25 protein-coding genes are annotated in these 25,424 nt (G+C 59.3%); 11 read left to right on the top strand and 14 right to left on the bottom strand.

Features of this window, described 5'->3' with window-relative positions:
- Positions 1 to 64 precede the first annotated feature (64 nt).
- Both BV106_RS38545 and BV106_RS38540 read left to right on the top strand, forming a co-directional pair.
- Positions 65 to 928: a L,D-transpeptidase family protein gene (locus BV106_RS38545; RefSeq protein WP_306301626.1), complete on the top strand. Its 864-nt coding sequence runs from the start codon at positions 65 to 67 to the stop codon at positions 926 to 928.
- Positions 929 to 1,055: 127 nt separating this feature from the next.
- Positions 1,056 to 1,232, top strand: coding sequence for a CPXCG motif-containing cysteine-rich protein (locus BV106_RS38540; protein ID WP_265595717.1), 177 nt, complete (start codon positions 1,056 to 1,058; stop codon positions 1,230 to 1,232).
- Between the two features lie 16 nt (positions 1,233 to 1,248).
- On the opposite strand, the gene BV106_RS35660 is transcribed toward BV106_RS38540, so the two are convergent.
- The 5 genes from BV106_RS35660 to BV106_RS15600 all read right to left on the bottom strand — a co-directional run bounded on the left by BV106_RS35660 (position 1,249) and on the right by BV106_RS15600 (position 5,112).
- On the bottom strand, positions 1,249 to 1,881 hold the full coding sequence (locus BV106_RS35660; RefSeq protein ID WP_265595716.1) for a GNAT family N-acetyltransferase: 633 nt from the start codon (positions 1,879 to 1,881) through the stop codon (positions 1,249 to 1,251).
- A gap of 87 nt (positions 1,882 to 1,968) precedes the next feature.
- The gene (locus BV106_RS15610; RefSeq protein WP_038166200.1) at positions 1,969 to 3,048 is read right to left on the bottom strand and encodes a M20/M25/M40 family metallo-hydrolase; all 1,080 of its coding nucleotides are present in this window, start codon (positions 3,046 to 3,048) and stop codon (positions 1,969 to 1,971) included.
- Between the two features lie 164 nt (positions 3,049 to 3,212).
- Positions 3,213 to 3,980, bottom strand: coding sequence for a phosphodiester glycosidase family protein (locus BV106_RS35655; RefSeq protein WP_051945913.1), 768 nt, complete (start codon positions 3,978 to 3,980; stop codon positions 3,213 to 3,215).
- Between the two features lie 167 nt (positions 3,981 to 4,147).
- Positions 4,148 to 4,477 (bottom strand): hypothetical protein, encoded by a 330-nt coding sequence (locus tag BV106_RS38535; RefSeq protein ID WP_265595715.1) that lies wholly within the window; start codon positions 4,475 to 4,477, stop codon positions 4,148 to 4,150.
- A 29-nt stretch (positions 4,478 to 4,506) separates the two neighbouring features.
- A complete protein-coding gene (locus BV106_RS15600; protein WP_038166197.1) occupies positions 4,507 to 5,112 on the bottom strand; it encodes a non-canonical purine NTP pyrophosphatase in 606 nt (201 codons plus the stop codon).
- Between the two features lie 287 nt (positions 5,113 to 5,399).
- Here BV106_RS15600 and BV106_RS15595 point away from each other — a divergent pair, with 287 nt between their 5' ends.
- Entirely contained in the window at positions 5,400 to 5,975 is a 576-nt protein-coding gene (locus tag BV106_RS15595; RefSeq protein ID WP_265595714.1) for a hypothetical protein, read from the top strand.
- Positions 5,976 to 6,239: 264 nt separating this feature from the next.
- A complete protein-coding gene (locus BV106_RS15590; RefSeq protein WP_265595713.1) occupies positions 6,240 to 7,508 on the top strand; it encodes a sodium:proton antiporter in 1,269 nt (422 codons plus the stop codon).
- Between the two features lie 1,282 nt (positions 7,509 to 8,790).
- Here the strand turns inward: BV106_RS15590 and BV106_RS15580 are convergent.
- The 6 genes from BV106_RS15580 to BV106_RS15555 form a co-directional block, all read right to left on the bottom strand.
- Positions 8,791 to 9,936, bottom strand: a complete 1,146-nt coding sequence (locus BV106_RS15580) for a hypothetical protein (RefSeq protein ID WP_038166192.1) — start codon at positions 9,934 to 9,936, stop codon at positions 8,791 to 8,793.
- 47 nt (positions 9,937 to 9,983) lie between these two features.
- Positions 9,984 to 10,985 carry a hypothetical protein gene (locus BV106_RS15575; RefSeq protein ID WP_038166191.1) on the bottom strand — a complete coding sequence of 334 codons (1,002 nt, stop codon included), beginning with the start codon at positions 10,983 to 10,985 and terminating at the stop codon, positions 9,984 to 9,986.
- A gap of 63 nt (positions 10,986 to 11,048) precedes the next feature.
- Positions 11,049 to 12,428, bottom strand: coding sequence for a MotA/TolQ/ExbB proton channel family protein (locus tag BV106_RS15570; RefSeq protein ID WP_038166190.1), 1,380 nt, complete (start codon positions 12,426 to 12,428; stop codon positions 11,049 to 11,051).
- 421 nt (positions 12,429 to 12,849) lie between these two features.
- Positions 12,850 to 13,848: an NAD(P)H-dependent glycerol-3-phosphate dehydrogenase gene (locus BV106_RS15565; RefSeq protein WP_038166300.1), complete on the bottom strand. Its 999-nt coding sequence runs from the start codon at positions 13,846 to 13,848 to the stop codon at positions 12,850 to 12,852.
- Positions 13,849 to 13,871: 23 nt separating this feature from the next.
- Complete coding sequence (gene plsY / locus BV106_RS15560; protein ID WP_038166188.1) at positions 13,872 to 14,546, bottom strand: glycerol-3-phosphate 1-O-acyltransferase PlsY; 675 nt, start codon at positions 14,544 to 14,546, stop codon at positions 13,872 to 13,874.
- Between the two features lie 197 nt (positions 14,547 to 14,743).
- Entirely contained in the window at positions 14,744 to 16,435 is a 1,692-nt protein-coding gene (locus BV106_RS15555) for an ATP-binding protein (protein ID WP_038166186.1), read from the bottom strand.
- Positions 16,436 to 16,655: 220 nt separating this feature from the next.
- On the opposite strand from BV106_RS15555, the gene rpmI reads away from it, so the two are divergent.
- The 5 genes from rpmI (at position 16,656) to pheT (ending at position 21,477) form a co-directional block, all read left to right on the top strand.
- On the top strand, positions 16,656 to 16,865 hold the full coding sequence (gene rpmI / locus BV106_RS15550) for a 50S ribosomal protein L35 (protein WP_009960242.1): 210 nt from the start codon (positions 16,656 to 16,658) through the stop codon (positions 16,863 to 16,865).
- 140 nt (positions 16,866 to 17,005) lie between these two features.
- Positions 17,006 to 17,377, top strand: a complete 372-nt coding sequence (gene rplT / locus BV106_RS15545) for a 50S ribosomal protein L20 (protein ID WP_038166182.1) — start codon at positions 17,006 to 17,008, stop codon at positions 17,375 to 17,377.
- A gap of 152 nt (positions 17,378 to 17,529) precedes the next feature.
- Entirely contained in the window at positions 17,530 to 18,546 is a 1,017-nt protein-coding gene (gene pheS / locus BV106_RS15540; RefSeq protein WP_038166179.1) for a phenylalanine--tRNA ligase subunit alpha, read from the top strand.
- A gap of 34 nt (positions 18,547 to 18,580) precedes the next feature.
- Positions 18,581 to 18,976, top strand: coding sequence for a GxxExxY protein (locus tag BV106_RS15535; protein ID WP_038166177.1), 396 nt, complete (start codon positions 18,581 to 18,583; stop codon positions 18,974 to 18,976).
- 101 nt (positions 18,977 to 19,077) lie between these two features.
- The gene (gene pheT, locus BV106_RS15530; protein ID WP_038166175.1) at positions 19,078 to 21,477 is read left to right on the top strand and encodes a phenylalanine--tRNA ligase subunit beta; all 2,400 of its coding nucleotides are present in this window, start codon (positions 19,078 to 19,080) and stop codon (positions 21,475 to 21,477) included.
- Between the two features lie 439 nt (positions 21,478 to 21,916).
- Here pheT and BV106_RS15525 read toward each other — a convergent pair whose 3' ends face one another.
- Positions 21,917 to 22,429, bottom strand: a complete 513-nt coding sequence (locus tag BV106_RS15525; RefSeq protein ID WP_038166173.1) for a hypothetical protein — start codon at positions 22,427 to 22,429, stop codon at positions 21,917 to 21,919.
- Between the two features lie 326 nt (positions 22,430 to 22,755).
- On the opposite strand from BV106_RS15525, the gene BV106_RS15520 reads away from it, so the two are divergent.
- Together BV106_RS15520 and BV106_RS15515 are read left to right on the top strand one after the other, a co-directional pair.
- Entirely contained in the window at positions 22,756 to 23,286 is a 531-nt protein-coding gene (locus BV106_RS15520; RefSeq protein ID WP_038166171.1) for a hypothetical protein, read from the top strand.
- The gene (locus tag BV106_RS15515) at positions 23,283 to 23,705 is read left to right on the top strand and encodes a hypothetical protein (protein ID WP_265595712.1); all 423 of its coding nucleotides are present in this window, start codon (positions 23,283 to 23,285) and stop codon (positions 23,703 to 23,705) included. Before BV106_RS15520 ends, BV106_RS15515 begins: the two co-directional genes overlap by 4 nt.
- 381 nt (positions 23,706 to 24,086) lie before the next feature.
- Here the strand turns inward: BV106_RS15515 and BV106_RS15510 are convergent, their stop codons facing one another.
- Positions 24,087 to 24,611 carry an RDD family protein gene (locus tag BV106_RS15510; RefSeq protein ID WP_038166168.1) on the bottom strand — a complete coding sequence of 175 codons (525 nt, stop codon included), beginning with the start codon at positions 24,609 to 24,611 and terminating at the stop codon, positions 24,087 to 24,089.
- A 163-nt stretch (positions 24,612 to 24,774) separates the two neighbouring features.
- On the bottom strand, positions 24,775 to 25,248 hold the full coding sequence (locus BV106_RS15505) for an RDD family protein (RefSeq protein WP_051945911.1): 474 nt from the start codon (positions 25,246 to 25,248) through the stop codon (positions 24,775 to 24,777).
- Between the last annotated feature and the right edge of the window lie 176 nt (positions 25,249 to 25,424).

Below are 25,424 nucleotides of genomic sequence, written 5' to 3'. Positions count from 1 at the left end.
GGCATAAAAAAGCGATCCCGCTGGGTTGACTCTAGGAAAAAAAACCCCCAAAACCTAGAGGACAATGATCAACGGGATCGCTTTGTGCAAAAATACCTACTTACCCTCTCTGTGCAAAGAAAAATCTCTACATTACAGCTCCTTAACCAAAGATTTCCCGTCAATGACCCCTCATTGTAATCACTCCGTCCTTACATGTGCCGCTGTTTTGTTGGCGATCGCGAATTTTTTGTCTTCCGGACGAGCATATTCTCAAATTCCCAACTCGGCACGGCAGGTGATCGTGGCCGTGGCCCCCAGTTGGGAGAGCCCAACCGCCACCCTCCAGTGCTGGGAGCGCCCGACAGCGGAGAGCGGATGGCGGCCGGTCTTTAAAAACGCGTGGCCGGTCAATTTGGGTCGGAACGGACTGGCATGGGGGCGTGGAGTATTCCAGCCTAGTAACCCCGAAATCCCCTGGAAGGTGGAAAAGGACGGGAAGGCCCCTGCCGGGGTTTTCGAACTGGGTCGCCTCCACGGTGCAGCCACCGCCCCACCGAAAGGTGCCTCCTGGCCCTACCTGCAGGTCGGCCCCTGGGATGCCTGGGTGGACGATCCCCGCCTGCCTCACTATAATGAGCACGTGCGGGTGGATCCCCGGAACGTGCCCCCGTGGTTCGAGAGCCAGCGCATGCGCCTGGGAGATGACGCCTACAAGTGGCTCCTGGAAATTCGCCACAATACCAACCCCGCCTCACCCGGGTACGGCAGCGCCATCTTCTTCCACGTCCGCCGCGGCCCCACCCGCCCCAGTGCCGGCTGCACCACCATGGCGCTTGAGAACCTGGAATCCATGATCCGCTGGATCAAGACGGACAAATACCCCTACTACGTCCTCCTCCCCCAGAGCGAGTACCAGAAAATGCGCGCCGCGTGGAAGTTGCCGTAATGAAACCGGTTAGAAGTTATGAGTTATGGGTTATGAGAAAAAAGCTCGCGGCATGAAGCAATCAGACGTGACACTTCTTTGCCCGGTCTCCTAACCCTTAACGCCTAACACCTAACCTCGTTCCCCCATGACCTCCGTCACCTGCCCAACTTGTTTTGAGGAGTTCGAGGTTCCGGCCCCGCATTTTTCTGAAGTGCCGTGCACGGTGGACTACGACTGTGAAGTCTGCTGTCGCCCCATGAGCATCTCCTTCTGGGAGGAAGACGAGGAGATTCTGGCGGAAGCCTATGGGCTGGGCGATTGAGAACAAAGGACCCGGCTCAGAAACTCAAATCTTGAGGCTTCTCGTCCTGGGTTTGCGCCAGAGCGGCTTCCACCTCCCGCAAACGCTCCTTAAATCGCTCCGTCGTGGGTGTGGGCTTGAGCTTTGGCTCCTCCAGTTCCAGCTCAAACACATACTGCCCACCCTGCAGCGTCACGCGGGCTCCTAGTGCGCGAAACCAGTCCAGCACAGTGTAGTTGTCTGGCAACACCACTCCAAAGAACTGGGTGATGCCAGCTTCGCGGGCTCGCACCCACAAGAGGGCAAGGAGCATGCTACCTACCCCACGATGCTGCACCTCATCGGCGACCGTGAAAGAGATCTCAGCCCGCCAAGGCTCCTTTTCCAGCCGCCAAAAAGATCCCCCTCCCTGCCCCGGTTCATCTGGCAGGGCAGGATCAAGAACGGCCCAGGTCTCGTGCAATCCCGGTTCGGGATTGAGAAATCGCGTGAGCAGCGAGTCAGGCAGTTCGCGGTGCTGGGTCCAAAACCGGTAGTAATGGGAATCCAGTGACAGCCGGCGGAAGGCCTCCTGCACGGCGGCCCGGTCTGCCGGGGTGAACATCCGCAACAGCACGGGAGAGCCATCACGGAGGTTCAAAAGCAGACGGGGGGCGGGCGGAGGCGTCACAAGTGGAGATGGAGGTTCACATCACGATCGAGACTCGAATCAAGATCCAGATCCTGCCCCACCTCTACACGAGACCGGGCCTCAAGACTAGATCTTGATCTTGAACTCGTCGTCCGGACCCACGCTTTCGACAAACGCGACCAGCACATCGATGACCTGCTGCACGTCCTTGAGGTTCGCCATCTCCACCACCGAGTGCATATAACGCAGCGGCAGGGAGATCAAGGCGCTGGGGATGCCGTTCCCCACCGTGAAGATGCTGTCGGTATCCGTGCCGCTGTAGCGGGAGGAGGACTCGTGCTGGATCTCCACCTCGGCCTTCTCCGCGGAGTCCATGAGACGCTGGACCACCATGGGGTGGTTGCAGGTGCCGTGCGTGATGCTCGGCCCGCCGCCCAGGGTCACGTCCCCGTGCTTGGCTTTGTCGATGCCCGGGGTGTCCGTGGCATGCGTGACATCCAGAACCACGGCCACATCCGGCATGAGGCGATTGGCAATCATCTTGGCTCCGTTGCCACCGATCTCCTCCTGAATGGCATTTACCGCCACCACCGTGGCGCTCGGGCGTTTTTTCTTCGCACTCAGGCGCTTCATCACCTGTGCGATGATGAATCCGCCGATGCGGTTGTCCAGCGCCCGGCCCAGAATGAGATTCTTGCCCAGCAACTCGGCGCCGTAAGAATACACTGCCGGATGCCCCACGCGGAGGCCCGCCTCAGCCACCTCCTTCGGGTTCGAGGCACCAATGTCCACATACAGTTCATGTACCTGGGGCGCTTTTTCGTTCTCACGATCGCGGATGTGAATGGCCGTGTTGCCAATGATGCCGCGCACCACGCCCTTGTCCCCTAGGATGTCCAGCCGACGTCCCCGGGCCGTCGCCGCATCGGAGCCCCCTACTCGGTCCAGGTACAGAAAGCCGTCCTTGGTGATCGTTTTTACCATGAAGCCGATCTCGTCTGCATGGGATTCCAGCATGATCTGCTTGGGTTTCTTCCCGCTGCCTTCCAGGGTGGCCCAGGCCGTGCCGTAGGCATCGCTCTCCACCTTGTCGGAGAACTTGCGTACATAGTCGGCCCACTTGCGCTGACCGCGCCATTCGAAGCCGGTTGGGCTGGGGGTATCGAGGTAGTCGAGGAGGAACTCTTTGGCGGAAGCTTCAAGCATGGGGCTCAGGCGGTGGGTAGGTTGTTGCGGACGGGCAGCGTCCGGAGGTTGTTTCTATTTCGTGATCTTGCACATTAAAACCAAAAGCTGACTCAGGGCACAAGGGCAGGAATCAATCAAGCCCCAGTGTTTCGCATTCAGCGCGAAAGCACCTGCAAAAGACGCTACGACGAGCCCTTCATCGGGGATGTCCTTGGTGTGAGCATGAGGAAGTTTCGCACCCGGCCAAACTCACTCTCGCCACGAGCCTCTCCTCCGGAAGTCCGCCACCAGAGGGCGGTGGAACTGCCGCCATCCAGATTCAGCGCCCGCTTCACCGGCATTTCCGGGAACAAGCCGGGCGTGGCCAGGAGCGTGGCCAGTTCTTGCAGAGAGACGCTCTTGCAGGTGCCAATCGCCCACTTCCCTGCCTGATCCGTCAGGACAAAGGTCCGCGCCCGCCGCTTGGTGGGCTCCAACCCCTGAATGGCCTGCCCCGCGTGGACCAGGCGCGGCCCGGCCTGGAGCAACTGGGTCACCCCCTTCTGCTCCGCATACTCATCCCGCCAGAGCAGTGAGACCCTACCCTGCCGCACCACCAGTACCCCACCCAACAGAGGACCGCGCCCCCAGGTACCCGTGCGCACGCCATCACCCACCTCCAGCCCCAGAGGCTGAAACTCCGGGGTGAAGTACCCGCCGTTGCACCCCGCCACCGCGCCCAAGGCTTTCATCTTCGAAGCCAGCGACACTGCCCCGGCCCGATCAGGCTGGGTCACCACCCGCAGGTCATATTTGGCCGCGCTGAAGACGATGAGGTTCACCTGCGCCTCGACGGGGCCGGAGACACCTCGCTTCAGCAGCACCGCCCCACCTACCAATGTGACCGGGGCCTCCTGAGAGCTCACCCTCCACGCCGACTGAGCCGAAAGCGGCCCGGAAACCCAGACCATGAAGAGTGTAACAAGGAAACAAGACAGCCGGGCCGACAGACGCATGCCAGAAAGGAACGGGAACCGCCCAGATTTACAAGCGGGAGTTCTGGTGCGGAACAAGAAGGATTAGAGGTCCGGCATCATACCAACCTGGCGCACCGCCCAAGGAATGAATGCCTACCTCATCAAACCTGACCGCGACACACATCTGCGATGGCACCTTGCTGCTTCATCCATTCGTCCAGATTCTTCGCAGTGCCCCGATTCCCCTGAGCGTTCACCACCAGACTCACCCGGGACGAGTCAAATGTGATCACCTGAAACCGCACCGCCGCAGCCGGGTTTCCCGCGCTCCCCACCGATCGACGAACCAGAGAAGCACCGCGGCCCAAGGAAACAACAGTGTCCAGGGTAACGACCTCCCGGTCCGCGGCCAGAAGCGCTCTTGCCGGCAACCACGACAGAGCCAGTGTGAAGCACAACACCAACAACACGGAAGGCCGACGAAATTTCATACGCTGGCCTTCCATTTGCACTTGTCGGACTAAGATTGCTCCGCCAGCCAGGCCACCACCTTGGCGAGGGCCCGTGAGCGATGGCTGAGCTGGTTCTTCACCTCCACTGGCAACACGCCGAAACTGCTGTCATGCCCCTCAGGTACAAAGAGGGGGTCATAACCGAAGCCACCTGCGCCATCCTCCGTCAGAAGCAGACGGCCTTCCACCGCACCATCGAACACGCCCAGCACCCGGCCATTCTGAGCGAGCACCATGCAGCATCTAAAGCGACCTGTGAACAAGGGTGACTCCGTCTGCTTGGCGATCTCCGCGAGCTGCTCCTTCAGCAGGGTGCGATTGTCGGCATCCGTCGCATTGGCACCAGCGTAACGGGCAGAAATAACTCCAGGGGCACCGTCCAATATGTCCACTTCCAGACCTGAGTCATCTGACAGCACCAGCGCGTCTTCGAGTGCCATGCTCGCCGCGAGCGCCTTGATCGTGGCATTGGCTTCAAAGGTGTCGCCAGTCTCCTCCGGCTGTGGCAGATGCGGATGGGCGGTCATGTCAGACACCTCGTAGGCATCCCCCAGCATGCTGCGAATCTCCCCCGTTTTGTGCGGGTTCCCTGTGGCGACGAAAAGTGATTTCACCCTCTTGTTCTAACACCAAAATGTGACGCAAGACAGGCTAAAATCTGCGGCATTCTCCAGTGCCCCGGAAAAACTCACAACCTGTTGAGCAAGAGCGGACAAGCACATGACCTCTGCAACAGGATTGTGACTTGATCTAATACAGAAATGCTTGTACGGGGACGGTCAATGCAAAAACTCCCGAATTTTTCGAGCACAAAAGAATCATTTTCCCGAAGGTCTCCCCTCAATGCTTCATTTATGGCATGGCCGATGCTCTGAGCATGACAACCCGAACCCCTTTGCTCATGACACGAAACCGGCCCCCCCACCATCCCACCCCGTCCCGTGAAGCAGTTGCCGTCGAACGCCTTTTGTGCGCCGCCCGCAGCCCCCGCCGCCACAGGGAACGCCTGAATGTCCTCCGGCTGGCCCTGATGGGCGAGCGGAGTCTCACCCGCCTGGCCGACGCTGGCACTATGTCCCGCGCAAGCGTGGCTGGCTGCCTGGCCGCCTGGCGCAATGGCGGCTTTGCCAAGCTCCTGGACAGCACAGCAGTCTCACGTCTCCCCCAGCACGTGGTGCTCGCTTTCCGCGAAGGCATCGAGCGCCATCAGTGGCAAAACGTCACAGAAACCCGCAAATGGCTCATGGAGAAGTTCGAAGTCTCCGTTCCTCTTCGCGCCCTCCGCTACTGGATGATCGTCGAGACAGCAGGTGCCAACTTCGTCGCCCCCGCAGCCATGGAGAACGATCTCAGTGCCGACGCCCCCACCCGGCGCATCGTCCTGCCCGGTCAGCGCGCGCTCACCACACCGCTGCCTGTCAGCCGCCGCGACCGTCTTGCCGCAACGCTTCCCGTGACCATGCGGGCGCTGCTCTAGGAGTCCAACACCAGCAGCACTGGTAGATCAATCAGGCTCCAGCCCACCCCGCTTCCTTGCACAAGGCGCGGGTTTTTTTCTGCCCTGCCACCGTCCGCCAAGGTATTTCCTTCAACCGTTGTCCTTGCTGGAGGCATCATCGCCGCCCCTTGACTTGGACTCCCGCCCCGTCAGGATGTGAACACGCGCATCCTCATGGGTCTTCTCACTTTCATTGCAACCGCGACGTCCACGTCCACCGCAACGACACTTCCGTCTCCGTGGATGGTTCTCCCTTTCGTGGTGCTGCTGCTCTGCATCGCCCTCATGCCGCTGTTCGCAGCCCGGTTCTGGGAGCATCATTACGCTAAAGTCGCCATCAGCCTGGGCCTGGTGACCACGGCCTACTACGTCTTTGGCCTCCACCACGGCAATGCCATACTCCATTCGATGATGGAGTACCTCAGCTTCATGGCCCTCATCGGCTCCCTCTTTGTCATCTCGGGCGGCATCAACATCCGGGTGAAGGGTGAAGCCACTCCGGCAATCAACACTCTCTTTCTCCTGGTGGGCGGAGTCGTGGCCAATCTCGTGGGCACCACGGGCGCCTCCATGCTGCTGATCCGCCCCTGGATCCGGATGAACAAGTACCGCATCACGCAGTTCCACGTGGTGTTCTTCATTTTCATAGTTTCCAACGTGGGCGGCGCACTCACTCCGATCGGCGATCCCCCTCTCTTCCTTGGCTTTCTCCGCGGGGTGCCATTTTGGTGGGTGATTCAGCATGTCTGGCCCGCATGGCTGCTGGCCATGGGCCTGCTCCTGGCGCTGTTTTACATCCTGGACCGGCGGAACTATGCCCGGGCGCCCAGGGGCATCGCTGAGGAGAACACATCTAACGAGACCTGGCAGTTTCGCGGATTGCAAAACGGCGCGCTTCTGCTGGTCGTGCTGGCGGCAGTGTTCTTTCCACAAACCTGGAAAGTGGGCACAGAGCATTTCTCGCTGAGCATCGGATCACTTGTCATGGTCGCCGCTGCCACGATCTCCTACTTCACCACCGCCCGTCCGGTGCATGAAGCCAATGATTTCAGCTTCGGCCCTGTGAAAGAAGTGGGCTTCCTGTTCATCGGCATCTTCCTCACTATGGTGCCTGCCCTGCAACTCCTAGGTTCCGGTCAGGGACTACACCTCAGCACCCCGCTCCAATACTACTTCACAAGTGGATCGCTCTCGGCGTTTCTGGACAATGCACCCACGTATCTCACTTTCCTCGCTGCTGCCATGGGAAATGCCGGACTGGATGTCGGCACTGTCGGCGATGTTCGCGCCTTCCTTGCCACCCACGCTCCGTTTGTGGTCGCCGTGTCGTTGGGCTCCGTGTTTTTTGGAGCTGGCAGTTATATCGGCAATGGCCCGAACTTCATGGTGAAAGCCATCGCGGAAAAGACCGGCGTGCACACCCCCGGCTTTCTGGGTTACTTGTTCGGGTACTCACTGCTCATGCTCGTGCCCGTGCTCGCATTCGTCGGGTGGGTGACGTTCGCGAGATGAACTTCCTCATAAAGCCTGTTGGGCTTCCCCGGCTCGCACCAGTACAGGTGGTTTAGAGTATGCCTGCGGAGAGGAATCATCATCCCGCGCTCAGGCCACCAGCCGGGGTGCCCCCCTTGTCCCCCACTCCTCATCTCGTTCTGGGCGTAGCTCCTCTTCTGCCATCGCACCACGTCAGCGAGGGTTCCCTGAGAAGCGATTGAATAGCAGCAGAGAACGGAGGTCAGCGAAGATTTCTCGATCCTGCCCGTGAAGGTATAGCGGCGCTCGGTTTCGTGAGTCAACAAACCCACCGCCTCAAGTTGCAATCCGAGTTCTTGATGGTGCGATTGCAAGGAATTGCGCAGTTCTGGGGCCAGAGTGGCGGGATCCAGCTCCCGAAACGAGGAAGTAGCGCTGACCGAACACCATCCGTGCCACAGTTGCCAAGGCCAGATTGATGCCAGGGGCAAGACCCACAGAATCAGCAACGTCGCCGCGATGATGTAAGCCCAGTGTTTGATATGGCGCTTCGCGTGCACGCCTGACCATGTCTGCCACGTAGAAAAATACAAGTGCGGCTCAGCCCGAGAGGAATTCTCGCCAAGGGGATGGACAGTCCGCACCACGACTGCCCCTCCACCAACTCCAGCACCCCCAATTCTCGCGAAGCGTCTTGGAGTACGGTGGCTCGACACCGTTTTCTAACCGTGATCCTCGGTGACCTGCGACTATGGCTGAGCGGAGGTGAAAGCAGATGGCCAGAGAGTAGGCCACGGCTCCAGCGAACAACACCTCCCTTTACCCGGCGAAAAGCGGCGTCAAGCCGCCGACACTCCAAGACACTGTCGTGAAGCTTGTTGGTGCCAGCCGACAGTGAGAGCGAGGAAAATCTCGAACCCATCGCATGCTCGCGATTCAGCTTCCGCCGACTGCAGCCCTTCCACCACCCCCAGCATCCCCAAACCTCGCGAAGCGTCTTGGAGTACGGTGGCTTGACACCGTTTTCTAACCGCGGTCAGCAAACGCACCACGACAATGGTTGAGCGGACGTGAAAGCAGATGGCCAGAGAGTAGGCCACGGCTCCAGTGAACAACACCTCCCTTCACTCGGCGAAAGCGGCGTCAAGCCGCCAGCACTCCAAGACACTGTCGTGAAGCTTGTTGGTGCCATCCGACGTTGAGAGCGAGGAAAATCTCCAACCCATCACTCCCTCGCGGTTCAGCTTCCGCCGACTGCAGTCCCCAAACGCAAACTGGGACGACTCATCGTCGCCCCAGCTCATAAAGTCTTTCGTCTTGCTTAGTCCGCCGTCATCTTTGGAGCAGCGATCTTCACGGCCCCAGGAGGCGGTGGCGGCTGTGGCTTGGGCGGGGTGAAGTTCACCTCATACTCGGCCACGTTTCTCTGGTAGTAGGGGTTGCCGTAGAGCTCCCACACCACGGGCACGCCTTCGGTGTCGGCATAGTCACGGGCAGCAAGGAAGGCTTCCACCGAATCCTTGAAGACGTAGAACCACATCACAGTGTTGGGCTCGCTCTTGAACTTGCGGACCGCACGCTGATACGTGGAGGCCGGGTTCTTGAACTGCTCGACGCTTTCACCTCCTTGGGGATTGGGAGTGAGGCGCATGGGCATACGGGGGGCATTGGGCGCCTCCACCAGCTCTACCTTCAGATCGCGCACCGGAAGCCGTAAGTTCACGAAGTGCTGCACGATCTTCTTCTGGTCGAACACGGTCTTCATCTTGGGCACGTCCTTGCCGCGCACCTTCTCCATAACCGGGTTGCCAAAGGTGTCTTTCACCGGCACCTCACCGAACACGAGGCTCTTCTGATTCTTCTCAATCTCCTGCACGATATATTTCATGAACTCGATGTCGTTCAGGTAATACACCTTGCCGCCGGTGACGATAAACCGCTGCACCGTGGCGTTCTCTGGAATTTCACGCGGGTTGGGCAGCTTCACCACCGTTGCGGGCGGGGGCACATAGCGCGGAGTGGTATCGATGGCCTTTTTCAGCCGGTCCAGTTCAGCCAGGAGCTTGTCCACGTCCTCCTTGCTGGTGTCGCGCACCTTCTTGCGCTCCTCAAGCTGCTTGCGGAGCTCGTCCAAATCCATGTGCTTGGCTGAGTCCTTCGTAGTCGAAAGATCCATGGTCTTGAGCTCTTCAGTGGCTTTCTTAAGAGCCTGCTGAGTCTCCTTCATCTCTTCTTCGAGCTTCTTGGGATCTTCCTTGGGAGTATCCTTGACCACCACCTTCTTCAGCTCTTCCAGCTGTTCTTTAGTGACGGGTGGCAGATCGGAGAGAACCTTGCGCACGGCCTGGGCAAGGCTGATACCGATCATCACGAGCACGATGATCAGCACGCCCACCACGTTGGTCATGGTGTCCATGAGGGCGACGAAGGGCAATTCTTCGTCATGAGCTTCTCTGCGTTTGGCCATGGCAGTAAGGGGCTGAGGCTGAAAATTAGGGACTTGCCGGGGCCGGACTAGGTACCAGCCGGCTTGGGAGCGGTAGCAGGAGCAGCGGCGGGGGCGGCCGTTGCAGGGGCAGGGGCCGGCGCGGCGGCAGGCTTGGGAGCAGCTGGCGGAGCCGCCGGGGTGGACCCGGCAGGTGGCATCAGCTTGGCATCTGCCGGTGGGGGCAGGGTGCCGAGGAAATCCTTGAACATCTGAAGATCCACGTCCCCACGGCCCGGCAGGAGCAGCTTGCCGATCTGAGTCACTTGATAGCCATAGGTGGCCTGAGCCCAGCCTGCAGCGTTGTTGAAGGCACCGGTGCCATCATCACGCATGAGGAAGATGATCTTGGAGTTGGGCACATTCTTCACCTCCTTGAGGAAGTGGTTGTAGGCGGCGTCTGCCACAATGACCTCCGCCGCGGCACTCACCTGAGTGCGTTGTTTGGCATCCCAATAGAGAATGATACGGCCACCGCCTGCTTCCACAAAGAAGACCTTGGCACCCTTCGCCAAGCCGGAGCCACCGGGCTGAACCATCACCGGCGGGGGCTTCTTGTCCGGCGGAATCTGGAGCTTCTTCAGCTCATCCATGAGCGCGGCGATCTCCTTTTTCATCTCCGCCTGTGTCTTGGTCAGGCCTTCGATTTCAAGGAGGAGGTTGTCCAGTTCCTTCATCAGGTTCTGGCTCAGTTCCTCATTCATCTTCTGAATGTCCGCCCCGGTGCTCAGCAGCTTGCGCAGCTTGGCCGAGCGCTCTTCCTTCTCTTGAAGCTCTTTCTTGAGCTTCTCCAGGGCGGCGAGTCTTTCCTTAATGAGCGTCTCCGTGCTGACGTCCTGCTTTTGCTGCTTCTGGAGTTCCACGAACTCCTTCGACATCGCCAGCTCCTCTGGCGTACGGCCGTTGGTCTGCTGGGACTGGGCCACGCACAGCACCACAATGATGAGGATCAGCACCCCGATCAGGGAACACAGAATGTCCAGGAAGGGAATTAGGAGAAGCTCCTCAGTCTTGTGGCGGCGGCGGCTCATGGATCAGCAATCAGCGGCTCAATATGCACGAAGGGAATGTCAGCACGGGCACAGGGAAAGAAATCAATCGCGGCCGAACCAGCCCTTTTTCTTCACCTGCTGGACGATCACCTGCTTCTCACCCAGCTCTTTGAGCACGGTGTTCAAGCCGCGAACGCCCGTCTCCAGCGCGCCCATGTACTGGGAAACCACTTTGAGGGAGTCCTTGAGGGATTCCTGCATCTCCGTGCGCATCTGGGTGGTGTTGTTGATGAATTCCTTGGTGACCACCTGTTGGAAGGCGTCAGAGCGTTTGTCCAGATTGGCGGCGTATTCGTTCATCCGCTTGGACAGCTCGTTGAGATCCACAAGGAACTCCTTCTGAGCACCGGCCAGGCCACGCATCACGGAATCAGCAATCGCCGCCACATCGCCACCACCCGCACCAGCGCCGTCGTTCAAACGAGGCAGGAGCACTTCGTTGCAGAAGGCGTCAATTTCGTTGAGCATCTCGTCCTCGTTCTTGGCGAGGGCGTTCATCGGGAAGTTCAAGAACACGGCAAGCACAAGGCCCAGCAGCGTCGCATCGAACGCCGTGCCGAGACCGCTCGTCACCGCACTGATGGATCCCACGATGGCGCTCACGTCATCCATGTTGGCGAAGCTCATGCCGCCGATGGCGTGGGACAGACCGATAACGGTACCGATGAAACCCATAAGCGGAATGGCCCAAAGGAAGGCCTTCAGCATGATATAACTGCCGCCGATACGAGCACCGTCGATACTGGACTGGCTGGACATCATGGAGCCGACATCCGGTGTATTCTGGCGAACTTCGAAGAGCTCCAGCGCCTTGCGAATGCGGTTCACCATCAAGCTGTCACGCAGACGGGTCGGCATGTTGTAGAGGTGGTCAATGAAGCTGCCAACGTTCTGGCCGTTGATTTCGCGCCCCAGTTCTGCCGGGAGCACATCAAGGAACAACGCTTCACGCTGATGCTTCAGCTTGCCGAGCTTGAGATAGAGAATGGCAGCCGCCCAGAAGAAGAACATCGTGTTGATGAAGCTGATCAGGAAGTGCTTGAAGAACACGTTCGCGATCGTCTCCATGGAGCTGTACTCCGCCACAGCCTTGGCAGCCGGAGCCTGGAAGGGATACACAATGCCGAACCACGCAATGGTCAGCACGACGCCGATGGCAAAGCTCAGGTAGCCATTCGGGTTCGTCGGATCGCTTTCCTTCCATCCAAGACGGTCAGGCTTCTGCACGAAGTTATCCAAGCCGCCACCAATGGGCGGCGGGGCTGCGTCTGGCAGAGGAGCGGCACTGCTGAAAGAGGGAGCGGACGCTTCGGCAGCAGGCGGGGGTGCACCACCAATGTTCTCAGGAATCTGCAGCTTTGTATTGCAGCCGGGGCAACGGACCACTTTGCCAGCCCACTCCGGCTCGGCCTTCAGACTCATGTCACATGATGGGCACTTGAACTTCACGTTTGGGACCTCCTGGGATGAACAGTTAATTTCGAATGATACATTTATGACGAATGCGAGACCACGAACGCGGCACACATCGGCGGGACCTTAGCTCTCCGTTTGTACCCTGTACATACCGTACAAAACGCGCATAAAGGGGCGCGTCCGCAGGGTAAGTGAACTACTGGGCATGGGGCTGAAGTCGAGCATGAGAGAGAAACTCAGGGTGCTCCAAGGGCGGAGCGCGCGGGAGCTTGAAACAGGCAAGCACATCTTGCAAGCGCTTGATCCCACTAAATCACGAAAGCACCAATAGTAGTATTCAGCGTGTTAGAACAAGAAACAGTCACACTGGCACCCTGAGCGATCACTCCATGTCCACGTGATTTCCAAAATCATAGTGACTACGGTTTCAGTCTACTTCTGGACGCGGGTCCCGACCGAGCAATTCCCTTAGTGCGAGCTTCGGTGATTTGTTCTGGTAGAGGACAGCATACACTTCGTCCAGGAGCGGGGTGCGCACCTTCGCAGCCCGGGCGGCGTGCCAGAGGCTCTCCGTATTAGGCACGCCTTCTGCCACCATGCGGGTGCTGGCGACAATCTCCGCCAGGGGCATGCCCTGACCAAGCAACTTACCCACCCGATGGTTCCGGCTGTGCTCTGAATAGCAGGTCGCCACCAGATCTCCCACCCCGCTGAGGCCATAGAAGGTCTCCACCTGCCCGCCTGAGACCACGCCCAGACGCACCATTTCCGCCAGTCCACGTGTGACGAGGGCCGCGATGGCATTGTCGCCAAGATTCAACCCCTGGGCGATGCCCGCGGCGATGGCGTACGCATTCTTCAAGGCCCCTGCCCACTCTACACCCGAGACATCTTCGCTGGTGTAACAGCGGAACCACGGAAGCGTGAAGCAGCTCTGCAGCGCCACAGCAGACGAAGTATCCGCACAGGCCACCACCGCGGCAGAGGGCATTTTGCGCGAGACTTCCTCGGCATGATTCGGCCCGGAAAGCGCCGCAAGATGGTGCTGAGGAAAGTACTCCCCCAAGAGCTGTGACATGCGTCGCCCCGTGGCCAGCTCGATTCCTTTCGTGCAGGAAACCAGCACTTCCGCACCAGAAAGCACCCCGGCATCCCGCAAGGCCCCCGCCACGTTGCGCATAGCCTTGGACGGGGTGACAAACAGGACCAGATCCGCCGGCTGCAGACGGCGGAGATCATGCGTAGCCTCGACCTCACCCTCGATGATCAGGCCCGGCAGATACCGCTCGTTGCTCCTGCTGGTCGCGATCTCCTGCATGAGCGCCTCGTCGCGCCCCCAAAACTGCACCTTCAGTCCCCGTTGAGCCAGCATGGCTGCGAGGGCGGTGCCCCAACTGCCTGCGCCCATCACGATCGCACGTTCCATCTTCGCCGTTTCTGCCCCCATGACTATAGATTCGCGCCCCCCTTTTTGCCCTTGGACTTGCGATCAAAGCGGCTCTCGGTCCCGGCCATCATCCGCTTGATATTGGAGCGGTGCCTCACCACCACCAGGATGCCCATGACCAGCCCCAGAGCCAGCAGGATGTAAGCCCCCACATTGAGCCCGCCGCCCATGAGCATGATGACATACATGGAGATCGGCAGACTGATGGCCGCACCGATGGAAGCCAGCGCCACATAACGCGTGGTAAAGAAAAGAACCAACCAGACCACGAAGGCCACCAGCAGTGCCCATGGAGCCAGGCCCAGAAACGCCCCCGCCGAGGTGGCTACGCCTTTGCCCCCCTTGAACCCGAGCCAGAAAGTGAAGCTATGCCCAATGACCGATGCCGCGGCGCACAACACCGCCACCGTGGTGACCATGGTCCCGGCAGCTCCGAGACTGCTCAGCCAGGCCTGGGCGAAAAGCGTGGGCAGCAACCCCTTCAACATATCCAGGATGAAGACCGGAATGCCCGTCTTCTTGCCCAGCACACGGATCACATTGGTCGCACCGATGTTGCCGCTGCCATGCTTGCGAATATCCACGCCCTTCATCAATCCCGCCCAGTAGCCAAATGGCAGTGAGCCGCTCAAATAGGCCAGAGCGATGGCAATGATGGCAGCAACCCAGATATTCATGGCGTCTCTATCGCAGCGAGACCGCAGGCAGCAAGTTCAAAAAAGACACAAGACAGAAGACCTGAGCTGGGACGCTGGAGAGCGCCAGAGAAGACTGCGCCTGAATGGCACCCACCCTGGATTGCTGCCAACCCAATAGATAGGGACACCCCTGTCCCGGCTGGTGCCATGCCTCTTTGAGATCGCCCCCCTCTGCCTCAAGCCGCCACCATGTCGCCTTTCGGGGCACTCTTGCCCTGATGCAGGACCCGGTGGACCACGGCCGCCACGTCGGGCGCGAGGTAGGGCTTGGGCAGGATGTCGTCGAAACCCTGGCAGATGTAGCTCTCACGAGCCTCTTCCACCATGCCACCGCTGGAAGCGATGACCCGGGCTGCGGGGTCCAGAGCCTTGATGGCCTTCATGGACTCCTCACCGTTGAGGCCGCCTTTCAGCGTCAGGTCCATAATCACCGTGTCCACCTGCTCGCCTTCCAGAAGAAGGCTCCGGTAGGTGGAGACTGCCTGTTCCCCGCTCTCGGCTTCGTACACCTTATAACCGCACTGCTTGAGCACGGCCAGAATCACCTGGCGGAGACGGTTTTCATCATCCACCACGAGCACCGTGCCCACACCAGATTGCAGGCCGCGAGAGGCAGGCTTGGCAGGCGCAGCAGCAGGCTGCTTGGCGCGCGGCTGGGTAGCCGGCAACCAGAAGGTGATTTCCGTACCGACGTTCTTCATGGACGAAGCCACGATGTGGCCGGCGTGCTCCAGAATGATGCGGCGGCAGGTGGTCAGGCCGATGCCGTTCCCGTCTGCCTTGGTCGTGAAGGATTCCTGGAAGACGCGGCGGGCCACATCCGGATCCATGCCGCAACCGCGGTCACGCACCAGCAGCTCCACATAGGGCCCTGGCTGCAACTGGTGATGCCCCTGAGGCACGACCACATTGCGGGCCAGCACGTCCATGTAGCCATGGTTGTTCATGGCCTGAATGGCATTGATGATCAGGTTCTGCAGGACCTGAGTGATCTTCGCACCGTCCACCACCGACCACCAGAGGTCCTTGGGCAGATGCATGTGCAGAGTGACACCGCTACCGCTCTGCGCCACACGGGAGGTCTCACGGATCAGGTCAGCCATGTCCACCGGCTCACGTGAGGCGGGGATATCCTTGGCCATCTTCATGGTCTGCTGGATGAAAGCCCGGGCCTGCTGCGAAGCCGCCAGGGCCTCGTCCACGTGATGCCCCACCGCCGGAACGCCACCCGGGGAAAGCCGGGCCGCCTCAGAAAGGTTGGTCATCATGATGCCCAGCAGGTTGTTCAGGTCATGAAAAACCCCCAGGGAGAGAGTGGCCAGATTGTCATTGCGCAGGCGGCGGCTGTCATCCACCTCCACCACGCCAGGGCCACCAGCCGGGCTCGCCGCCGGAGCAGCCAGCGCGGGGGCCACGGTGAGGGTGTAATTATAGACACTGCCGTGCTCATCCTGCACCGCGCGGATCCGCCAGGCACAGCGTTGCGTGCCGCCCCCATAGAGAGTCTTCAGGCCGCCTTCCCACTGGGAGGCACCCCCCTGCTTCACAGCCCCACGCAGTGTCTGCATGAGATCGTCCGCCTCACTCTGGGAGGCCACAAGCTGCGTGACAAAACGCTCCCTCAACCCAGACTCGGGCTCGGCCCCCACCATGGCGGCCATGCGGGTATTATGAAGGAGGATGCGGGGTCCCAGGCGATGCGAAAGGTTCGCCTCCACAATCATGATGCCTTCGCTCGCTTGATCGAGCGCGGTACGCAAAAAGGAGTTGGCCAAATGAGCCGTCTTCAACGGATCTGCGCCCGTGTCGGCAGCTGCGCAGACGCGCGAGCGGGGAGTTTCGACGGCGAGGGCGGACTGGTCGGCCATAATAGTTAACAGTCCTTAGCTTTTAGCATGTTGCGAGCTTTTGGGCAAAGCCATTTTTTCGCTCTCGACCAGATTATGGTAAATGCGACGCAGGCGTTATTGAAGTGCGGGATTTTTATGGAAACAGTCTCCGTTCCCGCCACCCAGGCGGAAAGGATCTTGCCTAGCCGGGCAGAATTCCCTTGCGTCGCACCTCTTTTCCCGTATCCTCGCGACCCCTATGTCCAAAAACGCAGGCATCGCCAAAACGCGGAAAGCAGTTTCCAAGCGGTTCAAAATCACCGGAACGGGCAAAGTGCTCCGTCGCCGGCAGGGCAAGCGTCACTTGCTCCAGAATAAGAGCCGCAAACGGAAACGCTCCCTCGGTAAGACCGTCCTCGTGGACCACACGGACGCCGCAGCAGTCAAGGCCAACATGCCTTGGTCCTGATGCTCGCTTCCAAGTGACCATGAAGGCTGCTATTGCAGCCACGACGACCCGGCCTGGTTTCGCTTCTTTTAGCGAGACCTTCGATCAAGTGAGGCCACCGTCGAGATCCAAACCAACAGCTTGATCCAGGAAAGAAGAAAATGCCAAGAGCCACCAACGCACCCGCCAGTCGCGCCCGCCGCAAGCGTACCCTTCAGAAAGCCAAGGGTTTCCGCGGTTTCCGTTCGAAACTGTTCCGTTACGCCAAGGACGCCGTCCGCAAGGCGATGACCTACTCCTATCGCGACCGCAAGGTCCGCAAGCGTGAGTTCCGCAAGCTGTGGATCCAGCGTATCAACGCCGCCACTCGCGCCCAGGGTCTGAGCTACAGCCGATTTACCGAAGGCCTGAAAGCCGCCGGCATTGAGATTGACCGCAAGGTTCTCGCTGACATCGCTGTCAAAGACGCCGCTGCTTTCACCTCCATCATCCAGCAAGCCAAAAAAGCCCTGGAGAAGAAGGCTGCTGCTTAAGCATCCGGTGCCAACCTTGTAAGGTGTGCCGGTTTCGCGACGAAAAGCACACTTTACCCCTCCAAAAGATTCAACGAAAGCCGGGGCTGCTTTGCTCCGGCTTTTTTGTTTTTTGGCCTTAGTCCTCCCATCCCCTTTCCGCTCCCTTCCCAATGCTCGCTGAACTCGACACCATCCAGCTCGAAGGCCTGACCCTCCTGGCCGCCGTGACCGATGAAACCGCGCTCGAAGCCCTGCGCGTCAATCTCCTGGGCAAAAAAGGCCGTCTCACTGCCGTCGCCTCCCAGATGCGCGACGTCCCTCCCGACCAAAAGGCCGCCGTCGGTGCCAAACTCAACGAGGTGCGCACCGCCCTGACCGCTGGCATCGAGGACAAACTCGGTGCCATCCAGGCCGAGAAGGACGCAGCCTCCGTTCAGGGCATCGATGTCACCCTGCCCGGCCGCCCCTCCCCCGGGGCCACGCTCCACCCGCTCTCCCGTATCCGGGACCGTGCCATCCAGACGCTCCGCCGCATGGGCTTCGCCGTCGCCGATGGTCCAGAGATCGAGACCGAATGGCATTGCTTCGATGCGCTGAACACGCCCGCCGACCACCCGGCCCGCAATGAGAAGGACACCTTCTACCTTCCCGACGGTCGCCTGCTGCGCACCCACACCTCCTCCGTGCAGATCCGCACCATGGAGTCCGTGAAGGCGCTTCCCGTGCGCATCATCGCCCCCGGCGCCGCCTATCGTCGTGATGAGATCGACGCCACCCACCTCAGCGTCTTCAATCAGCTCGAAGGTCTGTACGTGGACAAGAACGTCAGCCTCGCTGACCTCAAGGGCACGCTGGAAGCCTTCTTCCAGGAGATCTTCGGCCCCCAGACCCAGGTCCGCTTCCGCCCGCACTTCTTCCCCTTCACCGAGCCCAGCTTCGAGATCGACATCAAGCTCGAGGTGAAAGGCCAGGAAGCCCGCTGGATCGAGATCGCCGGCTGCGGCATGGTGGACCCCGCCGTCTTCCAGGCCGTCTCCCAGATGCGTGGTGACACCCTCTTCAACCCCGAAGAAGTCACCGGCTTCGCCTTCGGCATGGGCCTCGACCGCCTCGCGATGATCCTGCACGGCATCACCGACATTCGCCACCTCATTGAGAACGACGTCCGTTTCTTGTCCCAGTTCTAGACAGGATTAACAAGATTTCGAGAGGATTAACAGGATGGCTCCTTTTGATGACGAAATAACGCGCCAGATCATTGGATGTGGCATGAAGGTTCACAACGCCCTGGGTCATGGTTTCCTTGAATCCGTGTACCACAGGAGCATGGAGATTGAGCTCGCCGCCCACGGCATTGACTTCGAGTCGGAGAAAAAACTCAACGTGTTCTATGAGGGCAAGATTGTACGCAACTTCATTGCCGACTTTTTCATTCCTCCGAAGTTGATCGTCGAGCTCAAAGCCATCGAGACCATCAACCCTGTTCACGAAGTTCAGCTGGTCAACTACCTAGCCGCCACCGGCATCGATGTCGGACTACTTCTCAATTTCGGCTCCGAAAGCCTGCAAACAAAACGAAAATTCCGGAAATTTAAACAGAAGCAAGCTTTGCGCTGATTCAGACCACGTTCGTCATCGCCAAGCTCCAGAGCTTCCGAAGCTGCCCCTTACCTAGGAAACTATCCTGTTAATCTTTTAAAATCCTGTTAATCCTGTCTATGAAAGTCTCCCTCTCCTGGCTTAAAACGCACCTCGACCTCTCCGGCACCACCGTTGAAAGCATGCGTGATCTCCTCACGTTCGCGGGCATTGAGGTGGAGGACATTGAGGTTCGGGGTGTTGACTCCGACAAGATCGTGGTCGCGCAGGTTCTTGAGTCCGTGCAGCACCCCAATGCCGACCGCCTGAGCGTGTGCCAGGTGGATGATGGCAGCGGCACCCCGCGCCAGATCGTCTGCGGCGCGAAGAACTACAAGGTGGGCGACAAGATCCCGCTGGCGCTGCCGGGGGCGATTCTGCCCGGAGGACTGGAGATCAAGGCGGGCAAACTCCGCGACGTGGTCTCCAACGGCATGATGTGCAGCGGCCGTGAGTTGGGTATTGGTGATGACCACGCAGGTCTCATGATCCTGGATCCTTCTTTGAAGGTGGGCACGCCGTTCACAGAAGTTGTCCCTCCCGATGTGGTGTTCGACCTGGAGATCACCCCCAATCGTCCGGACCTGCTCAGCCACACCGGTCTGGCCCGTGAACTGGCCGCCCTGACCAAGAGAGGTCTCGAACCAAAGTCCCCCGTACCCCAGGCCACCGTCAAGGAGGCCACACCGGACCAGGTGCGGCTGGACGCCACTGATCGCTGCCCGCTCTACAGCGCCCGCATCATCAAAGGCGTGAAGGTGGGCCCCAGCCCGGAATGGCTGCAGCGCCGTCTCCAGAGCGTGGGCCTGCGCCCCATCAACAACGTGGTGGACATCACCAACTTCGTCCTGCTCGAAGTCGGCCAGCCCCTGCACGCGTTCGATCTCGACAAGCTGAACGGCGGCATCATCGTCCGCCAAGCCGTGGAAGGTGAGACAATCGTCGCGCTCGATGCTGCCACGTATGCGCTCACCACGGATGACCTCGTCATTGCCGACACCAGCGCTCCGGTGGCGATCGCTGGCGTCATGGGTGGCGAAGCCTCCAGTGTCACGGAAACAACCACAGACCTCCTGCTGGAGTCCGCCTACTTCACCCCCAGCTTCATCCGCCGCTCCGCCCGCCGTCTGGGCATCAGCTCAGACTCCAGCTACCGCTTTGAGCGTGGCGTGGACCCGCAGGGCGCCCAGGCGGGCTCTGACCTCGCGGTGAAGCTCATCCTTGAGATCTGCGGCGGCACTGCTGAGGCAGATCTGCTCGTGGCCGGCACCGCCCCTCAACTCACCCAGGACGTCACTTTTGACGAAACCCGGGCGCGCAATCTCATCGGCATCCCCGACCTGAGCCGCGAAGAGATGCATGAAGTGCTCACCGGACTTGGGCTGGCGAAGAAGAGCGAAACAGACACCACCTCCCTCTGGCACATCCCCTCCTACCGTGGGGATCTCCAGCGCTCGGTGGATCTGGTGGAAGAAGTGGCTCGCGTCATCGGCCTGGACCGCGTGCCCAGCCGCACGGCAGCCGCCTTCTCACCCAGCCTCGCTCCTGACCGCACCTACGACTTCACCATGACCCTCCGCCAGGCCCTGGTGAACCGGGACGTGTTTGAGGCTCAGACTCTGCGCCTGATCTCCGGAGCCCAGCTTGCCGACGTTCTGGGCCCCGCTCTGACGCCGGAGAAAGCCGTGGGAGTGAAGAATCCCCTTAGCGAGGATCACACCCTCCTGCGTCCCAGCCTCGTGCCAGGACTCATTGCCACCGCCGCCTTGAACATCCGTCAGAGCCTCCAGCGCCTGCGCTTCTTTGAGATCGGTCGCGTCTTCCTGAAGAACCCCAATGGCAGCACTCGTGAGGAAGAGCGTTTGGCCCTCCTCCTGAGTGGCCCCACCCTGCCACCCAGCTGGCATGCCAAGGAAAGCCCCGTGGTGGAATTCACAGATCTCCGCGGCGTTCTCGAGTCCCTGCCCGGCCTGGCCGGACTTGGACTGGAACTGGTGCCCAAGCCCCTCCCGGGCTGGCTCCTGAGCGCTGAAGTGAAGCGCGGTAGCAAAACGCTCGGCTGGGTGGCGCAGGTGCATCCTGCCCGCGCCCGCACGCTGGATGCCCGCAGCCCTGTCTTCGTGGCAGAGCTTGCCATCAGCGCCCTCCAGCAGGGGGCTCAAGGCGTGGCCAAGTTCACCGATCTGCCCCGTTTCCCCAGCGTGACACGCGATGTCGCCCTGGAGGTGCCGGCGGACCTCGCCACGGCCAAAGTAGCCGCCTTCTTCAGCACCCTCAAAGAGCCGCTCTTCTCTGGAGCCACGCTCTTTGACGTGTTCACAGACGCCACGGGACAAAAGCTCGCCAGTGACAAAAAGTCCGTGGCGTGGTGCTTGACGTACCGTGCGTCCGACCGCACCTTGGCGACGAAAGAAGTGGATGAAGCGCACGCTCGTGTGCTGAAAACGCTGGTTGGCACGCTCCCCGCTACCATCCGGTAAGAGCCCTTCTTGGAGCTCTCCCTCCGATCTTTGACATCAACTTTTCCGGAAACGGAATCCCCTCTCCTGCAGTGTTCGTTTTTACAGACGCACATGGCCCGAACCGATAATTGATAGCAAAGGGGACTGTGCTTTGGGTACCGCTGCCACGCCTTAACTGGAAGGCAAACGTACTTTTTGCAGGTCCCCGCCCTGTCGCTTTCCTTGGGAACGGCAGCCAGCTTCTGAGACGACACAAGTGGGACTCTAAACCGCTCTGCTGTTGAGCCTAGCTCCGGCGGAGCGGTTTTATTTTGTCGAGACGGTTTATCGACACCATGTCAAAACGAGCATGTGGGTGGCACCCATGCCTCACAGCACAAGCACCATCCACAGCGTCTCAATTCAAAGCGCCAGGCAATATCCCCCAGGGAACTTGAGAAACGGGGGCTGACAAGGGTTACTTGGGTTTCTGTGTAAACATCTTGGGCATGAGCACGCAACCAAGAATCGAGTTCTTCAAATCTCCCCAAACCCAGTCTGAATAACTCTTTATGGGCAAGCGGTCTTTGTGTTTGAACTGGACGGCAAACTTCTTCCACTTCTCAAACTCTTCAGGAGTGAAATCCGTCGCATCAAGTTCCGGGATGATCTTGAAATCCCGGTTCCGAAAGCTCACTACCGTCTGACCATCTGTGGAAGCGAAGATCATCATGAACCTCTTTTCTCCACCGTCATCTTCCAGCTTCACAGTGATTCGATCTCCTGTTCGAATCTCAATTTCAGGAGAACGTTCTTCCCCCACCGACCATCTGTGAATGAGCATGCCATTGATGTAAAGGGTCGCCCGATCATCGACCGACACATAGAATGCCCCCTTGGCCGTTTTTTGGTCGAAATGGCCAACCGTTTGCCCTGTGCAAACAGAGGCAAAGGCCAGACTCAATAGGGCAAGGGAAAGCAAGTAGCGCATGATTTAGAACTTGGGGGAGATAATTAAACTGGATCAGGCGAATGTGACCGACACACTTTTAGCACGTATCGGCAAAATATTCCGTGGTTTTTACGCCTCCCTTGGGTTCATTCTTGCTGAATTTCTCTTTCTCAAAATCGTTGGCTTTTACACATTTCGAAAAAACTCTCCTGATGAGCATCCAGAATTGCCAAGGAGATACGGTCGGCTCTCAGCTCGCATATCTCAAGTTTCCCCAGAACTCGGCAAGCCCTCTCTCTTAGATGACGACTTGCAAAGGACAGCCTTGCCGGTGCATCTTGACCCCGTCACTCGCATTCCCTAAGATGTTCGACCAAAGCATGGCACCGGAGCTCGCCAGAAATCTCATCTATACGATTGGTTGGCCGCTTCTGGCGGCCATCGCAATTCTGCCGCCCTTTCTCTACTGCAAGTACGGCGTTGGAAAACCGAAGTACCTTCGACGCATCGGCGAGTATCTGGCTCTCAGAGGCCTGACTTTGACTGCGGGAAGGCGCTCTCAGCATGCTCACGCGGTCTTGGATGGGGCGCTCTATACGATCCGCTACCGCGACGCGGAAGGGCAGGAATATGAGGCTGTCGCATCCGTGACTCCTATCGCTGGCGTGTTCATCGGTGAACAGAAGCCCCTCAACTCCAAAGAAGAAGCCCCCCCGGATCAGGCACCGCAGGAATACTGGGCCCCCATCTACACGCCAACCTGCGCGATCAACCTGCCCTCAGAATCGGATCTGCAACATCTCCTCAGGCTTCAGGAGGAAAATCGCCTCTTGAAACACCGTCTGGCAGAGCTGCAGAGCAGCGAGGAACCTCGACGCCACTCCACAACGGCATGACAGCTGACGTTCTCCATGTGTTATTTCCTGCATTCTGGTTGCTCATGGCGGCCCTGGCGGTCCTCTGCTACAGCGAGTTGAGTCGAAGAAGCCGCCGATTGATCGATCACCATGTGACGGCCTTGGGACACACCCTCCTGTCATGCAACTCCGAAGCATTCCTCAATGGGAGAAGTCTGTATCGCACCTACAGGATCAGATATCAGGACCAGACCGGCCGGATTCATGAAGCCCTTGCGCAGACCGGCCCCCATCGCCATGTCATGATCCGTCACGAGAGGGTTGTGCAATCAGGTTCCGGCCCACCACCTCTCCCCATTTACGAACAGATCCGGTTGCTGGAGAATGAGAACGAAGCTCTGCGGCAGGAAATCAAACGTCTATCGGTCGGCTCAGATTCGCGAACCTCGCCCTCCTGAAGCACTCACTCACATTCAAGACTTGTCAGTAAAAACTGTCCAAAGCTCTAGCCCGGCCTTGATGAGGGCTGAACTTCGTCAAGCATGCCTCAGATCTCCTTCGTGGAGCCCCAACGTCTGTCGAATCTTGGTGACGTGACGCGAAGGCGAAGGTTGCAGGCGCCTTAGCGAGTGCCTGCCAGGGAACCTTGCATGCGAAAGGCCGTCAGACCGCCACAACTCCTTCGGAGTAGAAACCTCCCGCCCTCATTCCCAACGTAGGCTCGATGGAAACCCGCCACTAGGGCACAAGCAGAAGTGACTCCTGCGAGACCAGCACCAAAGAAACTTACGTCGAACCCCAACTGACGCACTGACCTACCGAGTTACTGAATCACCGACCTACCGCTTCCCCTCTTCCTCCGCATGACCGTGGGGATGCAGATGACTCACCGTCTCCTTCAACCCGGCAAAATCGATGGGATGCGAAGGAGCGTGATACGGCTCCGACTTGGCGTGCAAACGCAGCACATAGGTGCGAGCGAGCTGATCACCCCAGCGCTGTTGGCCATCAATGGCGAGGAGGATGAACTCCACCACGGGAGCCAGCGGAATGAGCGTGATGCCGGTACGAATGGCACACTGCATGTAGGAGCAAGGATGACGGGTCTCCGCATCCACCACCCGCAGTCTCAGCAGGCGTTTGCCCAAGGCGGCCCCGCCGAAGACCGCGTCGCCCAGTAGACGATAGGTAAGCAGAGCCACCAGGGCGACGAGGTACAGCAAGATGGCAAAGTTTCCTGTCGCCCCTACCAGAGCTGGCAACATCCAAATCCCCATCATCACCGCCAGGTCAATGAGATGCGCCACCACCCGTTGAGCGACAGACGCGGTTTCCAGTTCAGTCGGTTTGATGATCTCAGTCATGGGGAAAATCGCAGGTGCCAGGGTATTGCTATCTGATCACGGGCAACGGCCACACACACGATAGGCCCTTCCCCGCTGACTTTTTTCATCGCCGATTCTCTACAGGTTGGCGGCATGTTGCAGCAATTTTGTTGCCAACACCCCAAAACCACCCTCGCCATCCTCAGCTCTTCTTTGCCCGCGCTCTCGTTTTCCGCAAGGGTGGTGGCGACGGGTTGCCCTGCAGCACCTCTGTTCGAGCGAGGAAATCCCCCAGACGTCGACGCTTGTTTACCAAAAGCAGGAACACGTCCACCAGCCCGATGAAGGGGATGAAAATCGGCAACGCCCTCACCATAGACTGACCCAACACACAAGGCTTCCCCGTCGAGACAGCCACCACATGGATTCCCATCCGTCTCTTCCCGATCCCCTGACCACGCATGATACCATCCGCCAGCAACCGGTAGGCCAGAGCCAGAAGAGCCCCGAAGATTCGCAGCCCTTCCGCCAAATAGCGGTTCACGCCCTCCATCGTCCCCGCAAAAATCACGAACGCCAGCATGACGGCGACCATGATGCAGCTATCAATAAAATGCGCTGCCAACCGCTGGTAAAGCGTGGCAATCTCGGCATCCGAAAGGGCTTTTCTTCGCATGGTGGGGGTGCCACCGTCCCACCGACCGCCCGGGGAATCCACCACCAAGTGACAAAGGTTTCGCGAGGAAGGAGTTGATTTTTTCCGTCCATGCGCGTTGCTAGCCGTGCCGGAGGGTCCGGCAATGCATGTCAGTACACCTAGTGCCCCGTTGGCAGCGCACCGTGTTGCGCTGG

The organism is Verrucomicrobium sp. BvORR106 (assembly GCF_000739655.1).
Taxonomy (GTDB): domain Bacteria; phylum Verrucomicrobiota; class Verrucomicrobiia; order Verrucomicrobiales; family Verrucomicrobiaceae; genus Verrucomicrobium.
Note: the sequence above shows the minus strand (reverse complement) of the source record. Positions and strands in the feature narration are given on the sequence as shown.